General features: G+C 63.2%; 13 protein-coding genes. 6 read left to right on the forward strand and 7 right to left on the reverse strand.

From position 1 onward, the window contains the following. Window positions 1–10: 10 nt before the first annotated feature. From ACZ415_RS08170 to ACZ415_RS08185, 4 genes are all read right to left on the reverse strand, one after another. Window positions 11–694 carry a DUF3047 domain-containing protein gene (locus ACZ415_RS08170; RefSeq protein ID WP_344703334.1) on the reverse strand — a complete coding sequence of 228 codons (684 nt, stop codon included), beginning with the start codon at window positions 692–694 and terminating at the stop codon, window positions 11–13. Window positions 695–708: 14 nt separating this feature from the next. Then, window positions 709–1,290: a cysteine hydrolase family protein gene (locus tag ACZ415_RS08175; protein WP_344703332.1), complete on the reverse strand. Its 582-nt coding sequence runs from the start codon at window positions 1,288–1,290 to the stop codon at window positions 709–711. A 56-nt stretch (window positions 1,291–1,346) separates the two neighbouring features. Then, window positions 1,347–2,138 carry an MgtC/SapB family protein gene (locus ACZ415_RS08180; protein ID WP_344703330.1) on the reverse strand — a complete coding sequence of 264 codons (792 nt, stop codon included), beginning with the start codon at window positions 2,136–2,138 and terminating at the stop codon, window positions 1,347–1,349. A gap of 109 nt (window positions 2,139–2,247) precedes the next feature. Then, on the reverse strand, window positions 2,248–3,303 hold the full coding sequence (locus ACZ415_RS08185) for a cytochrome-c peroxidase (protein WP_344703328.1): 1,056 nt from the start codon (window positions 3,301–3,303) through the stop codon (window positions 2,248–2,250). Between the two features lie 424 nt (window positions 3,304–3,727). On the opposite strand from ACZ415_RS08185, the gene tnpC reads away from it, so the two are divergent. The 5 genes from tnpC to ACZ415_RS08210 all read left to right on the forward strand — a co-directional run bounded on the left by tnpC (window position 3,728) and on the right by ACZ415_RS08210 (window position 9,279). After that, a complete protein-coding gene (tnpC, locus tag ACZ415_RS08190; protein ID WP_464387713.1) occupies window positions 3,728–5,170 on the forward strand; it encodes an IS66 family transposase in 1,443 nt (480 codons plus the stop codon). Window positions 5,171–5,224: 54 nt separating this feature from the next. Beyond that, window positions 5,225–5,974 carry an IS5 family transposase gene (locus tag ACZ415_RS08195; protein ID WP_344703115.1) on the forward strand — a complete coding sequence of 250 codons (750 nt, stop codon included), beginning with the start codon at window positions 5,225–5,227 and terminating at the stop codon, window positions 5,972–5,974. Between the two features lie 203 nt (window positions 5,975–6,177). Further along, window positions 6,178–7,854, forward strand: a complete 1,677-nt coding sequence (locus tag ACZ415_RS08200; RefSeq protein WP_344703440.1) for a carbon starvation CstA family protein — start codon at window positions 6,178–6,180, stop codon at window positions 7,852–7,854. 99 nt (window positions 7,855–7,953) lie between these two features. Then, window positions 7,954–8,247 carry a cory-CC-star protein gene (locus ACZ415_RS08205; RefSeq protein WP_344703442.1) on the forward strand — a complete coding sequence of 98 codons (294 nt, stop codon included), beginning with the start codon at window positions 7,954–7,956 and terminating at the stop codon, window positions 8,245–8,247. Window positions 8,248–8,271: 24 nt separating this feature from the next. Continuing rightward, window positions 8,272–9,279 (forward strand): ArsA family ATPase, encoded by a 1,008-nt coding sequence (locus ACZ415_RS08210; protein WP_344703444.1) that lies wholly within the window; start codon window positions 8,272–8,274, stop codon window positions 9,277–9,279. Window positions 9,280–9,333: 54 nt separating this feature from the next. On the opposite strand, the gene ACZ415_RS08215 is transcribed toward ACZ415_RS08210, so the two are convergent. Both ACZ415_RS08215 and ACZ415_RS08220 read right to left on the reverse strand, forming a co-directional pair. After that, on the reverse strand, window positions 9,334–10,917 hold the full coding sequence (locus tag ACZ415_RS08215; RefSeq protein WP_344703446.1) for an FMN-binding glutamate synthase family protein: 1,584 nt from the start codon (window positions 10,915–10,917) through the stop codon (window positions 9,334–9,336). Window positions 10,918–11,057: 140 nt separating this feature from the next. Further along, window positions 11,058–12,083 (reverse strand): YeiH family protein, encoded by a 1,026-nt coding sequence (locus ACZ415_RS08220; RefSeq protein WP_344703448.1) that lies wholly within the window; start codon window positions 12,081–12,083, stop codon window positions 11,058–11,060. A gap of 306 nt (window positions 12,084–12,389) precedes the next feature. Between ACZ415_RS08220 and ACZ415_RS08225 the strand changes: the two genes are divergently transcribed. Beyond that, entirely contained in the window at window positions 12,390–13,304 is a 915-nt protein-coding gene (locus tag ACZ415_RS08225; protein ID WP_344703450.1) for a LysR substrate-binding domain-containing protein, read from the forward strand. On the opposite strand, the gene ACZ415_RS08230 is transcribed toward ACZ415_RS08225, so the two are convergent. Beyond that, on the reverse strand, window positions 13,293–13,901 hold the full coding sequence (locus ACZ415_RS08230; RefSeq protein ID WP_344703452.1) for a CDP-alcohol phosphatidyltransferase family protein: 609 nt from the start codon (window positions 13,899–13,901) through the stop codon (window positions 13,293–13,295). The genes ACZ415_RS08225 and ACZ415_RS08230 overlap by 12 nt on opposite strands. Window positions 13,902–13,920: the final 19 nt, after the last annotated feature.

The following is a 13,920-nucleotide window of genomic DNA, read 5'->3' on the forward strand; positions in this document are numbered from 1 at the left end:
TTGTTGCGCTTCAGGGACACGCCGGCGGCTCGGGGTTGGCGGACAGGCCCAGCCGGGTAAACCAGGCAGTGGCGTCGCCGCCGGCGTTGTCGCCGTCGGTCATCAGCGCCAGGCCGTCAATGCTTGCCGGGCGGCTGGCGAAAAGGCGCTCGTAGTCGTCGCGTACGTTGCGCACTTCAGCCACCCACTGGCCCGCTCGGGCACTGCCGCTTTGCAGGGCCAAAAGCTGCGCGCGGGAGGTAAAGGCGTTAACCCAGCTGGCCCCGGCAGGCTGGGTGGAGGCCCAGACGTAGTTCACCGATTCCACCTGCCAGGGCAAAAGCCCGGTCTTGCGCGCCACGTAGACGCGAGCGGGGTAGTCGTCGCCGGATTTTTGCGTTTCGTCAAGGCCCGGATAAACGCCGGATACCCGCCAGCACCAGTGCAGGTAGGGCGTTTTGCCAAGGTCAATCTCGCGCTTGAGATACTTGGCCGAGGCTTGTTGGCGGGCCCGGGCCTGAAGCAGCGGCGTGCCGTTTTCTTCCACTACTTGATATGCGGTTTCACCCTCAAACGAGCGCGTGGGCCAGGACACAATGTCGTCGGGTGAAAACGTCAGCGCATCGGCGGCCAGTGCGGTTTGAGCCAGCGCGGCGCCGGCCAGCGCGATGCCGGCCAGCAGGGTGAAACGGCATACGGACGCGGAGGGTTGCATGAGCATATGCTCGGTTAAGCCTGAAGTAGCGGCTCGGGCGTGTCGCGAATCACTTTTCCGCCCAGCACGTTGGCGACGTGTTCCAGGGCAAACGCATGGCCGGACGGGTTGAAGCTGGCCACGCCTTTTTCGTGGATCACGATGTCAAAGCCTTTGTTGTAGGCATCAATCGCGGTGTGGAGGATACAGATATCGGTGCATACGCCGACCAGGTGCAGCTCGGTGATGCCGCGCTCGCGCAGCTTGGTCTCAAGCGGGGTGCCGACAAAGGCGCTGTAGCGGGTCTTGTCGAAATAGTGAACGTAGGCCTTGTCGCGATGCCGGGCGTACACCTCGGCCAGTTTGCCGTAGAGCGCCCGCCCGGGCGTGCCGATGATGTTATGGGGCGGAAAGAGCTTGGCTTCCGGATGATACGGGTCGTTTTCTGTGTGGGCGTCGATGGCGAAGAACACCTCGTCACCGGCTTCAATGAAGGCGTCGGTGATATGGACGATGGCGTCTTCCAGCGCCTGGCCCGGCGCGCCGCAGGAAAGCTTGCCGTCGTCGGCGACGAAGTCGCGGGTGTAGTCAATGTTGAGCAGTGCCTGATGGCGCATCGTGGCAGATCTCCTGCGTGGTCTTGTGTCAGCGTGCCCGCCGTTTGCCGGTGGTTTCAGCTACCGGCCGGGGCCAGGCGATACTCTAAAATGTTCTGCGATTGACGCAGATGCGCGGCCAGCCGGGCAATGTTTTGGCGATCGTGGGTTTGCAATACCATATGATAGTGAAACAGCCGGCCGTTTTCGCTGAGCCGATAGCTCATGGTGTTGACCTTGCAGCCGTAGCGGGTAATCAGCTCGCGGACCTTGTCTTCCGGCTCGACGTTGTCGATGGGGTAGCAAAGCTCGTGATCGGCGAACAGCTCGCCTGGAATAAGCGACTCCACCCAGCGAAAAAGCGACAGCGTTAAAAGCGTGGTGACGGTGGCAATCACCGCCGGCAGCATAAAGCCCACGCCGTAGAGAATACCCAACGCCGAGGTCATCCAGATCGAGGCGGCGGTGGTCAGCCCGTGCACCGTCAGCCCTTCCTTGAAGATGACCCCGGCACCCAGAAAGCCAATGCCGGTCATGATGCCCTGTGCCATACGCGTGGGATCTGCACGGATTGACGACATCGGCAGGTCAGGATCCAGCCACTGGCCCTGATGGATGGAAAGCAGCATCAGCAGCGCCGAGGCGGCGCAGACCAGCGCATGGGTGCGAAATCCGGCCGGGCGCCCGTGAAAACTGCGCTCAAGGCCGATCAGGCTGCCCGCCAGCCAGGCGGCGCCAAGGTGAATCAGTAGCGTTGTGGTGTCGTCGGACATGGCCGGCTCCTGAAGCGCGTGCAACAGCGTTACCCAGAAGGTAACGGGCTTTCCTGCAAAGCGTCCAGCATAGTGCTGTGTCAGCCAAAGTGCCATGTCGGCTCAAGTGCTGCGTCGGCCAAAGCGCTGTGTCAGCCGTGCCGCCAGGCCCAGACAAAACGGGCAGCCTTGATGGCTGCCCGAGAAAAACGTGAAAAAAGCCCGGTTACGGCGAGGGCGTCATCGGATTCGGACGCGGCGTGTCGTCGGTGCTGGGCGGCAGTTCAGGGTAGGTGATGCTGGGCATTTCCCCGGTCAGCGTATGCAAAAAGGAGGTGATGTCGGTGACTTCGTCCTCTTCAAGCTCTGTGCCCAGCTGGGCGGTGCCCATCACGGCGACGGCGTCTTCCAGACGCCAGACGGCGCCGGAGTGGAAGTAGGGAGCCGTCAGCGCGATGTTACGCAGCGGCGCGGCGCGGAAGACGTATTCGTCCGAAGCGGTTTCGGTGACCGCAAAGCGCCCCTTGTCGCCGCTGGGCAAAATCTCGCCGCCGGGGCGTGTAACCAGGCCGAACGGGTAGTAGTTCTGCCCGCCCAGGTTGGTGCCGCTGTGGCAGGCGACGCAGCCTTTGTTCATGAACAGGGAAAGTCCGCGCTGCTCTTGTTCGTTGAGCGCATCGGTATCGCCGCGCAAAAACTGGTCGAAGGGCGCATCCGGGGTGATCAGCGTGGCCTCGTATGCCTCGATGGCCGTTGCCATGTTATCAAAGCTGACCGGATCATCCTCGCCCGGGAAGGCCTGGCGGAAACGCTTGACGTATTCCGGCATGCTGCGCAGCGTGTCTTCCACCCGCTGGGGCGTGCTGCTCATTTCCACGCCGGCCTGCACCGGGCCTTTGGCCTGTTCGGCCAGATCGGCGGCGCGGCCGTCCCAGAACTGGGCGACGTTGAACACGGCGTTATAGACCGTAGGCGAGTTGCGCGGGCCTTTTTGCCAGCCGTGCCCGATGGAGGTGGGCAGGTAGTCGTGGCCGCCCATACCGACGTTGTGGCAGGTGTTGCAGCTGATGAGATGGCTTGACGACAGGCGCGGCTCGAAAAACAGCATCTTGCCCAGCGTGACCTTGGCTTCGGTCATTTCGTTGCCGTCGATCACCGGCGGATACTGGGGAATGGGATTGAACTGCTGTGCGGCGCGCTGCTGCAGCTCGTTAGCGCTGGCGCCGGCGGCGACGGCCAGCAAACCAGCGGCGGCCAGCGTGCTTAAAGTGCGGTATACCATGGTGGATCCCCTGTTGATACGTCACGGTCGTGCTTTACGGTCTTTTGCGATACGACGGCTCGCCCGGTAACGACCGGGGCGATGGCCGCTTTGAAATATGGCCGTATTGTTGTAACGGCTGCGCAAGGGTTGCTGTGAAAAGTGGCGGATAGTGCGACGGTCATGCCGGCCTGTGTGGCGGCTGACATGGTCGCCTTTGCGGCCGCTTTTCGCGTTGATGCCCAGGGCAGCTTTAATGACCATGTAACTCTGAAGATAACCCAAAAGAGGTAGGGCCTGTTGACGTTTGATGACAGGAAGATTTGGCAGGATAGAGGCAAGCTCGCAGAATAGTAACTATTCAGGTGGCGTCGGGTGAGACTCGCCAACCCGCTGTTCCTTCAGGCATAGTACCGTCATTCGACTCCCCCACCCAGCAGGCAACATGACCATCAGAGATATCAACGTCGACGAGGCCCTCGAGCGGGTCCGGCAGCAGCTCAAGGAAGACCGCACGGTCTCTCCTTCGCTGCGCGCCGCGATCGACGTCCTGATGCTGCTGGTCAAGCTGATGGCGGACCGGCTGGCGACCAGCAGCCGCAATAGCAGCAAGCCGCCGTCACAGGACCTCAACCGCCAACGCCGCTCCCGGGCAAAGGGCGAGCGTCGCCCCGGCGGGCAACCGGGTCACGAAGGCAGGACGCTGGAGCCGGTTACCGACCCGGATGAGGTCGTATCGTTGCGCGTCGATCGCCGCACTCTGCCCAACAAGGGGAGAGCGTATCACTCGGTCGGCGTTGAGAAGCGTCAGGTCCAGGACATCGTGATCCAGTCGGTGGTGACCGAGTACCAGGCCGAGGTGCTGGAGGATGATCGGGGCCAACGCCATGTAGCGCCGTTTCCCGACGGCGTGACCCGCCCGATCCAGTATGGCCCGCGTCTCAAGGCGCATGCCGTCTATCTCTCCCAATACCAGCTGCTGCCTTATGCGCGCATTCGGGAGCTGCTGACGTCGCAGTATGGCCTGTCACTGAGCACCGGCACCCTGTTTGCCTTCAACCAGGAGGCCTGCCGACGAGCCGAGCCCTTTGCCGAGTGGGTGATCCCGGCGCTACGTGAAGCGGCTACCGTGCATGCCGATGAAACCGGGATGCAGGTCGGTGGCAAGCGCTACTGGCTGCACTGCGCCTCGAATGAAGCCTTGACCTACCTGGCGCCTCATGCAAAGCGCGGCCAGGAGGCCATGGACGCCATCGGCATCCTGCCTTACGTCCAGGGAGTACTGGTGCATGATCATTGGAAGCCCTATTACCGCTACCACGATTGCCGGCACGCGCTGTGCAATGCCCATCACCTTCGCGAACTGACCGGCGTCCGGGACAACGACCAGCAAACCTGGGCGACGTCGCTGCATGATCGGCTGTTGGCCATGAATCGCGCCGTCGATGAGGCGGGAGGCTGCCTCCCGGCAGACGAGGCGCAGCGCTGGCGAGTTCGCTACCGGGACTGCCTGGCGGAGGGTGAGGCCGAATGTCCGCCACCGGCCAGGCCACCCCCCGGAACCCGTGGGCGCACCAGGCGCACCAAAGCGCGCAACCTGCTCGAACGCCTCCGGGCGTATGAGGATGACGTGCTGCGCTTCCTCGAGGATCCTGCCGTTCCCTTCACCAACAACCAGGGAGAGCGCGACCTGCGGATGACAAAGGTCCAGCAGAAGATCTCGGGCTGTTTCCGCTCGTGGGAAGGGGCGGAGATCTTCTGTCGGATGCGCAGTTTCCTCTCGACGGCCGTTAAACAGGGCCTGGCGGCGCACACGGCGCTGGAGCAACTGTTTGCCGGTGAGGTGCCTGCCTTCATGCGAGAGGACGAGCTGGATCAGGCAGCATGAGCTAAATAGTTACGCAGAATAAAGGTTCCTACGCCAACAAACTGCAAGCCTGCCATGCCCCGACAAATGCTCACGGATGAACACTGGTCGAAGCTAAAACCTATCCTGCTTCAACAAGGTATTTATGACAAGGCCGACCTGCGTACCACGGTGGAAGGCATCCTGTATCGGATGCGCACCGGCTGTCCGTGGCGGGACCTACCGGAGGCGTTTGGCCTCTGGAATACGGTCTACAAGCGCTTCAACGCCTGGTCAGCGAGTGGAAAGTTGATGAGGATTTTCAGCTCTCTGGTGGAAGATCCTGATGTCGAGTGGCTGTTCATTGATGGCTCTTACGTCAAGGCACACCAGGACAGCACGGGGGCTGCCACGGAAGACGCCGAAGCCATTGGTAAAAGTCGTGCAGGCAATACCAGCAAAATCCATCTGACCGTTGATGCCTATGGGCTGCCGATTGCCTTCAGGATAACGGGCGGTGAGGTGCATGACAGCAGGGAAGCGTCGGCGTTGATTGACGACTTGCCGGCGGGTGATGCGTTGGTGGCTGACAAGGGCTATGACAGCGAGCGTATCCGTGAGCAGGTCGAAGCCAAGGGCATGGCTGCCGTGATTCCGCGCAAACGCAACTCGAACAAAGGAAATGCCAACCTGGACAGAGGATTATATCGCTACCGGCATCTGGTTGAGAATGCCTTTGCTCGATTGAAGCCGTATCGTGCTATCGCGACGCGTTACGATAAGCTCAAGCGAAACTACGAAAGCATAGTGGCCTTGGCGTGCAGCTTTTTATGGCTGCCAATGTGAAACGTCAACAGGCCCTAGACCGGGCGTTGTCAGCAGGCATAATCCGTCGATTTCTTGACACACATCAATTCATGGCGCTTATACAAAGGGAGATACCGCGGGCGGGCGCGCGCTCGCGTGGCGCACCGGCGGTTGACTCTGCACTAGGCGTCTGCGAAATATGAACGGCCATAATAAAGCTCAATTCATTAAGGGAACCTGCTATGAGTGCAGTCATTGCATTAGCGCTGGGCCTTGGCCTGATGGCGCTCGGGTACTTGGTGTACTCGAAGTTCATCGCCGAGAAGATTTTCCGGCTGGACCCGGATTTCAAGACGCCGGCCCACGAGTTCGAGGACGGCGTGGACTTCGTGCCCACCAACCGCTACGTGCTGTGGGGCCACCACTTCACCTCGGTAGCCGGGGCCGCGCCCATTGTGGGGCCGGCGATTGCGGTGATCTGGGGCTGGCTGCCGGCCTTTTTGTGGGTCAGCCTCGGCACCGTGCTGTTTGCCGGCGTCCACGATACCGGCGCGGTCTGGGCCAGCGTGCGCAACAGGGCCCGCTCGATCGGCGCGCTCACCGGCGACGTGGTGGGCAAGCGCGCGCGCAGCGTGTTCATGATCGTGATTTTCTTGCTGCTGCTGATGGTCAACGCGGTGTTTGCCGTGGTCATCGCCGGGCTGATGATGAAATACCCCAGTGCGGTGGTGCCGGTATGGGGCGCGATTGCGGTGGCGCTGGTGATCGGCCAGCTGATCTACCGGCGGATTCTGGGCCTGGCCGTGGTCTCGGTGATCGGCGTGGTGGCGCTGTACGCGCTGATCGGCATCGGGCCTTCCGTACCGGTGCAGATGCCCGAGCAGGTGGGGGCGATGTCCGGCAACGCGGTATGGATTCTGATCCTGTTCGGCTACGCCGCCGTGGCGTCGCTTTTGCCGGTGTGGATGCTGTTGCAGCCGCGGGACTATATTAACGGCCTGCAGCTGTTTATCGGCCTGATCATTCTTTACGGGGCGCTGGTGGTGTTCAACCCCACGCTGGTCGCGCCCATGGTCAACGCCGACGTGCCGGCGGGGACGCCGTCGATGCTGCCTTTGCTGTTTGTGACCATTGCCTGCGGGGCGATTTCCGGCTTCCACGGTCTGGTCGCCGGCGGCACCACCTCCAAGCAGCTGAACAAGGAAACCGACGCGCGCTTTGTGGGCTACTTCGGCGCGGTGGGGGAAGGCATGCTGGCGCTGGGGGCGATTCTTGCCGCCACCGCAGGCTTTGCCACCTACGGCGAGTGGAGTGCCATGTACGATGCCTTCGGCAAGGGCGGGGTCAACGCCTTTGTGGACGGCGGCGCCTACATCATCAGCAACGGCGTTGGCCTGCCGGAAACCACCGCGGCCACGCTTTTGACCGTGATGGCGGCACTTTTCGCCGGCACCACCATGGATACCGGCCTGCGCCTGCAGCGCTACATCTTCCAGGAGTGGGGCGCGATCTATAACCAGCAGTGGATGAAAAAGCCGGCGATTGCCACCTTGCTGGCCGTGGGCAGCTGTTTGGTGCTGGCCTTTGGCGCGGGGGCAGACGGCTCCGGCGGGCTGCTGATTTGGCCGCTGTTCGGCACCACCAACCAGCTGCTGGCGGGGCTGACCCTGCTGGTGGTGTCGGTGATGCTGATGCGCCTGGGCCGGCCGGTGTGGTACACCCTGGCCCCGCTGATCTTTTTGCTGAGCATGACGGTGCTGGCGCTGTTCGCCCAGCTCAAAAGCTTCTATCAGGCGGAAAACTACTTCCTGCTGGGGCTGGATATCGTGGTGCTGATCGCCTCGATTCTGGTGGCCATGGAGTGCGCCGCCACCCTCAAGCGGCTGCGCCAGGAAAAAGCCGAGCAGGCTGCCAAATAGCGCAGCATAGGCTTGCGCATGTGATGCAAGGCGGCCTGCGGGCCGCCTTTTTTGCGTTACCATGCAAGACGACAGCCACGTTTTTACGCGGGAGAACGCATGTCGGACGATGCCGAAACACCCCGGCGGGAAAAGCTCAAGGCCTGGCTTGGCCGAGCCCGTTATCTTGCCGAAGAGTATTACAGCGCCCCGTACCGCGGGGCGATTGCCCGGGCCAAGCGCGACGAAGACGACCTGTTCATGCTCATGGTGTTTTCCGAGCTGATGGGCGTGCCCAACCCGGTGAGCTACTACACCCTCGAGCTGCAGCCGCTGATGCTGGAGCGCTTTCACGACTGGCATCGGCGCATGGGCATGGAGCATTCGCCGCTGGACGATATGCGCTGCTGCTGACATTTTTCTTGACGGAATAACCCCATGAAACAACTTCTAAAGCGCCGCCTGCTGTGGGTAGGCGGCAAAGGCGGGGTGGGCAAGACCAGCGTCTCAGCGGCGCTGGCGCTGCTGGCCGCGCGGCGCGGGCGGCGGGTGCTGGTGGTTTCCACCGATCCTGCCCACAGCCTGGGCGACGTGTTTGACCGTGAGCTGGGCGATGCGCCGCGCCGGCTGGCGCCGGGGTTGGACGCCATGGAGATCGACCCGGACGCCGAGGTCGAGGCGCACCTCAAGCGCGTCACCAACCAGATGCGCCGCTTCACCGTGCCGCGGATGATGGACGAAATGGAGCGCCAGATGCGCCTGTCGCGCCAGTCGCCGGGCACTCAGGAGGCCGCGCTGCTGGAGCGCATCGCTCGCCTGGTGGTGGATGAAGGCGACGCCTACGACCTGATCGTGTTCGACACCGCTCCCACCGGCCACACCCTGCGTCTGCTGAGCCTGCCCGAGGCCATGGCCGCCTGGACCGACGGGCTTTTGTCCCATAGCCGCAAGTCCGAAGAGCTGAGCAAGGTGCTCAAGCACTTGACGCCAAAAGGCGGCCAGGACGTGGCCTCGCCCTTTGCCGACCCGGCCAGCGAAGACGACAGTGACCTGGACGACCGCGCCCGCTCGATTGCCGAGACGCTCAAGGACCGCCGCCGGCTGTTCATGCAGGCCCGTCGCGCGGTGGAAGATAAAAGCGTAAGCAATTTTGTATTCGTGCTGACGCCGGAGCGGCTGCCGATTCTGGAAACCGTGCGCTCGGTGGCCGCGCTCAAGGAGGCGGGCATTCCCGTGGCGGCCACGCTGGTCAATCGGGTGATCCCGGAAAACGCTGACGGCGAGTTTCTGCGCCGCCGCCGAGAGCAGGAAGGGCAGTATCTGGCGCGTATCGACCGCGAGCTTGCCGGCTACCCGCGGCCGCGGCTGCCGTGGCTGGCAACCGATATTCAGGGCATTGAGGTGCTTGAAGAGCTGGCCGGCCACCTGGAAACCGCCGGGTTCTAGAGCCCGGCGGCAAGAGAGGAAAGGCGAGGTAGCGAGAGCCGGGCAAGAGCCGGGTTAAAAATGCTCCGCCCGGGCGATGTCCCAGGCCTCGGCGTATTCTTCCGGTAGCTCGCCTTTGATAAACGCGCCGGAGGCCACCTGAGGATGAAGGAAGCGACAGGAGCGCGACGGGCCCTTCATCGAGCGGCGGAAAATATGCTGCGGGCCCAGCTCGTCGGGGCTTTCCAGCCCCAGCGTACCCACGATGTCCATAAACGAGGCCACTGTGGCCCTGTGGTAGTTATGCACCTGTTTGGATTTGCTTTCCACGTCCAGTGAGCGGCTGCGCGCCGGGTCCTGGGTGGCCACACCGGTGGGGCAGGTGTTGGCGTGGCAGCGCAGCGCCTGAATGCAGCCTACCGAGAACATAAACGCCCGGGCGGCGTTGCACATGTCCGCGCCCAGAGCGAGCTTTTCCACCATGTCAAAGCCCATGGCCACCTTGCCGCCGGCAATCACGGTGACCTCTTCGCGCTTGCCGATGCCCACCAGGCAGTTGTGCACAAACGGCAGTGCTTCGTTGATGTAGGTGCCGATAAAGTCGGAAAACTCCGTGGGTGCCGCCCCGGTGCCGCCTTCCGCGCCGTCCACGGTGATGAAGTCCGGCACGATGCCGGTTTCCAGCATGGCCTTGCACACTGCCATGAATTCGTGATGGCGGCCCAGGCACAGCTTGAAGCCCACCGGTTTGCCGCCGCTGAGCTCGCGCAGGCGCTGAAGAAAGCGCAGCATGCCAACGGGCGTGTCGAACGCCGGGTGGGAGGCCGGCGAGGCGCAGTCCTGTCCTATGGGAATTTCCCGGGTGCTGGCAATTTCCCGGTTGACCTTGCTGCCCGGCAAGAACCCGCCGTGTCCGGGTTTGGCCCCCTGAGAAAGCTTGAGCTCGATCATCTTGACCTGCTCGCGGGTGGCCTTTTGCGCGAAACGCTCGGCGTTGAAGGTGCCGTCGTCGTTGCGACAGCCAAAGTAGCCGCTGGCGATTTCCCAGATCAGATCGCCGCCGTGAACCTCGTGGTAGGGGCTGATCGCACCTTCGCCGGTGTCCTGGGCAAAATCGCCGAGTTTGGCCCCCTTGTTCATCGCCTCCACGGCGTTGCCGGAAAGCGAACCGAAGCTCATGGCGGAGATGTTCAGCCGTGAGGAGCTGTAGGGCTTTGAGCACTGGGCGTTGCCGATGGTCAGCCGGGCGTGGCGCGCGTCCACGACTTGGGGCACCAGCGAATGCTGGACAAAGTGAAAACCGGTGTCTTCCATGTCGCGGCGGGTACCGAACGGCGAAGTATCGCCCTCGCCCCGGGCGCGGGCATTGACGATTTCGCGCTGGGCGCGGTTAAACGGCCGGCCGCTGAGATCGGATTCAAAGAAATACTGGCGCATTTCCGGGCGAATGAACTCGAACAGATAGCGCATGTGGCCGATAACGGGATAGTTACGCAGCACGTTGCGGGTGGACCTCAGGTCCCGGGCGCCGAGCCACGCCAGTAGCGGCATGACGCTCCACAGCCATAGCCACTGCGGCGCCAGCAAGGCCAAAAGGCCACCCAGCAAAGCCGTTAAAGCCAGAAACGCGTAATACACCGCCAGGGGATTGCCAAACATGGTGGGCCTCTTGTTGATCGATTGCAGGGGAGATGACCGATCATGGTGCGCGTCTCGGTCACAACCTGCAATTCGCGGTTATTTGGCCATAAAAAAGCGGCCGCCGGGGCCGCCTGGTTCACTTCGAGGAAGTCGTTAGATCAGAGCTGGCCCAGCATAAGCTGGCTGGCCGCGCCGCCGCCAACGACGAGCAGGACAAACAAAATAAGCCCGAGGATAAAAGGGCGAACGCCCAGCGCCTTGAGCTTGTCAATGCGGGTTTCAAAGCCAAGGGCTGCCATGGCCATGGTCATGCCGATCTGGCCGCCGAGAATCAGCGTATCGTGCAGCGCGCCGGGCAGGGTGATGACGCTGTTGACGCCCACCATGGCCATGAAGCCGAAGGCAAACCAGGGAATGGTCAGCCGGGCCGCTTCGCCCACGGCGCTGCCATCCGCGCCGCTCTCGGCGTGGGCGGCCTGCCTGCGCAGCCACCACTGGCCAACGATCAGCAGGAAGGGTACCAGCAGCATCACCCGCACCAGCTTGACCACAATGGCGTTGGTCAACGCCTCGGGGCCTACGGCCTCGCCGGCGGCGACCACCTGGGCCACCTCATGGACGGTCGCGCCGATGTAGACGCCGTACAGGCCTTCGCTTACGTGCAGCACGGAGTACAGCAGCGGGTGGATCAGCATGGCCAGCGAGCCGAACAGCACCACGGTGGCCACGGCCATGGACGCCGCCGCCGGGCGTGAGCGAATGGTGGATTCCGTGGCGAGCACCGCCGCCGCGCCGCAGATGGCGCTGCCGGCGCTGGTCAGCAGGGTGGTTTCACGGTCCATGCCCAGCACCCGGGTGCCGATAAAGTAGCCCGCGGTCACCACGCAGCTGATGACGATGGCGTCCAGCAGGATGATTTTCGGCCCCAGGGCAAAGATCTGCTGCACGGTGAGCGAAAAGCCGAACAGCACGATGCCGCCGCGCAAAAGCCAGCGGGTGGCAAAGCCAAGGCCGGGTTTGGCCGCGCCGGCAAGGCCTCGGGCGGCGGGCAGGTTACCCAGCACCAGCCCCAGCAGCAGCGAGAACACCAGCGGGCTGACGCCGCTTTGGCTGATGCCCGGCAGCACCGAGATGCCAAATCCTGCCAGCGTGAGGGCGGCGCACAGAAACAGGCCTTGCCACATGGCGTTACTCCTTGAGGGGAAATCCACGCCATTCTAAGCGCCCGGCGGCGCTGTGATGATCGTGAAATCATCATATAACTGTTCGGTACAGCCGATAGAGCGATAACGGCTGAACGCATTTTCACAATAGAAGGAGTCGCAATGGAAACAACCGCAATGGAAACAGCCGCAATGGAAACAGCTGCAATGGAAACAGCCGCAGGGGAAAACAGTCGCCGGCGCTGGCCGCCAGCGGTAGCATAGCGTACGCCACCTCGGCCGCTACAGGCGGGCCGGAGTCTTGCCGCCACCAGGGAGCACAATGCCATGCGCCACGCCGTTACCTTTCGTCAGCTGGAAGTTTTTGTGGCCGTCACCCGGGAAGGCACGGTGGTGGCCGCGGCGCGGGCGCTGCGCCTGTCGCAGTCGGCTACAAGCCAGGCCCTGGGGGATCTGGAGCGCCATCTGGGCGTGGCGCTGTTTGAGCGGCTGGGGCGGCGCGTATGCCTTAACGACATGGGGCGAGCGCTGCTGCCCCGGGCCGAGCGCTTGCTTGACGGCATGGCGGAGTTTCTCGCCGCCGCCGAAGAGCCGGGCGGCACCCTGCAGGGCACGCTGAACGTCTCGGCCAGCGCCACCGTCGGCACTTATCTGTTGCCGACGCTGGCCGGGCGCTTCAGCGACGCCCACCCAGGCGTTGATCTGCGCTTGAAGCTGCGCAATACCGGCGAGGTCATCGGTGATCTGCTGCGTTTTGACGCCGATCTGGGGCTGATCGAAGGGCGCTGCCACGAGCCCCGGCTGCAAAGCGAAGCCTGGTGCGAAGACCGGCTGGTGATTATTGCCGCACCGGGCCACCCGCTGGCGCAAAAGCCGGCCGCTACCGTGACCAACGCCGAGCTGGCCGGCGCCCAGTGGATTTTGCGTGAGAACGGCTCAGGCACGCGAGAAATCTTCGAGGCGGCGGCGCTGGGCCACGTAAAGCAGCTCAACGTGCGCATGGAGCTAAGCCAGCACGAGGCGATTAAACAGGCGGTCAAGGCCGGGTTCGGGCTGGGCTGTTTGTCGCAGCTGAGCGTGGCCGGCGAGCTGGCCCGGGGCGAGCTGGTGGCGCTTGAAAGCGAGCTTGCGCTGATGCGGACGTTTTCGCTGGTGTGGCACCCCGAGCGCTATCGAAGCCCTTTGTGGCAGGCGTTCAAGGTGTTTTTAGTGGAGCAGCGCCGCAGCGTGCTACCGGCATAGAGCGCGATAGCCGCCCCACAGCCGGGTGGCCGCGGTGAGCAGGCAGGCCAGGGCAAAAAGCGTGGCCAGCCAGGCAAAGTGCCCGGGCAGCAGGCAAAAAAGCGTAAGCGCGATCACGGTTTCGGTGCCCTCGGTCAGCCCTTCCATATAGTAAAACGCCTTTTGCGGAAAGCGCGGGCGCTTTATGCCGCGCCGGTGGGCGGCAATGGCAAAGGCCAGAAACGACGTTGCCGTGCCCATAAAGGCAAACAGCAAAAACGCCGCGGCCAGCGCGTTGGCCGCCGGGTCGGCCAGCGCAAAGCCCAGCACCACGGCGGCGTAGAAGACGAAATCCAGCCCGATATCCAAAAACCCGCCGGCATCGCTTGCCTTGCCGGAAAGCCGTGCAAGCGCGCCGTCAAGCCCGTCGCCCAGGCGGTTGAGCGCAATCGCGACAAGCGCGGCGCCATAGTGCTCAAACGCCAGCAGCGGCAGTGCCGCCATGCCGATAACAAACGCGCCCAGCGTTACCTGATCCGGGGTTAGCCGGCCGTGAAACCGGCGCGCAAGGCGCGCCAGCGGGCGGTGGGTCAGCGGCATGGTAAAGCGGTCAAGCATGGCGGAAATCCTGTATTCT

It is taken from the genome of Halomonas cibimaris (assembly GCF_055379665.1).

What these genes read in the sequence shown, in the direction of transcription:
- ACZ415_RS08195 (WP_344703115.1), top strand. Translation starts at nt 5,225, where the DNA reads ATGCCCCGACAAATGCTCACGGATGAACACTGGTCGAAGCTAAAACCT.
- ACZ415_RS08225 (WP_344703450.1), top strand. Translation starts at nt 12,390, where the DNA reads ATGCGCCACGCCGTTACCTTTCGTCAGCTGGAAGTTTTTGTGGCCGTC.
- ACZ415_RS08180 (WP_344703330.1), bottom strand. Translation starts at nt 2,138, where the DNA reads ATGGCACTTTGGCTGACACAGCACTATGCTGGACGCTTTGCAGGAAAG.
- ACZ415_RS08205 (WP_344703442.1), top strand. Translation starts at nt 7,954, where the DNA reads ATGTCGGACGATGCCGAAACACCCCGGCGGGAAAAGCTCAAGGCCTGG.
- ACZ415_RS08215 (WP_344703446.1), bottom strand. Translation starts at nt 10,917, where the DNA reads ATGTTTGGCAATCCCCTGGCGGTGTATTACGCGTTTCTGGCTTTAACG.
- tnpC (WP_464387713.1), top strand. Translation starts at nt 3,728, where the DNA reads ATGACCATCAGAGATATCAACGTCGACGAGGCCCTCGAGCGGGTCCGG.
- ACZ415_RS08220 (WP_344703448.1), bottom strand. Translation starts at nt 12,083, where the DNA reads ATGTGGCAAGGCCTGTTTCTGTGCGCCGCCCTCACGCTGGCAGGATTT.
- ACZ415_RS08210 (WP_344703444.1), top strand. Translation starts at nt 8,272, where the DNA reads ATGAAACAACTTCTAAAGCGCCGCCTGCTGTGGGTAGGCGGCAAAGGC.
- ACZ415_RS08200 (WP_344703440.1), top strand. Translation starts at nt 6,178, where the DNA reads ATGAGTGCAGTCATTGCATTAGCGCTGGGCCTTGGCCTGATGGCGCTC.
- ACZ415_RS08230 (WP_344703452.1), bottom strand. Translation starts at nt 13,901, where the DNA reads ATGCTTGACCGCTTTACCATGCCGCTGACCCACCGCCCGCTGGCGCGC.
- ACZ415_RS08170 (WP_344703334.1), bottom strand. Translation starts at nt 694, where the DNA reads ATGCAACCCTCCGCGTCCGTATGCCGTTTCACCCTGCTGGCCGGCATC.
- ACZ415_RS08185 (WP_344703328.1), bottom strand. Translation starts at nt 3,303, where the DNA reads ATGGTATACCGCACTTTAAGCACGCTGGCCGCCGCTGGTTTGCTGGCC.
- ACZ415_RS08175 (WP_344703332.1), bottom strand. Translation starts at nt 1,290, where the DNA reads ATGCGCCATCAGGCACTGCTCAACATTGACTACACCCGCGACTTCGTC.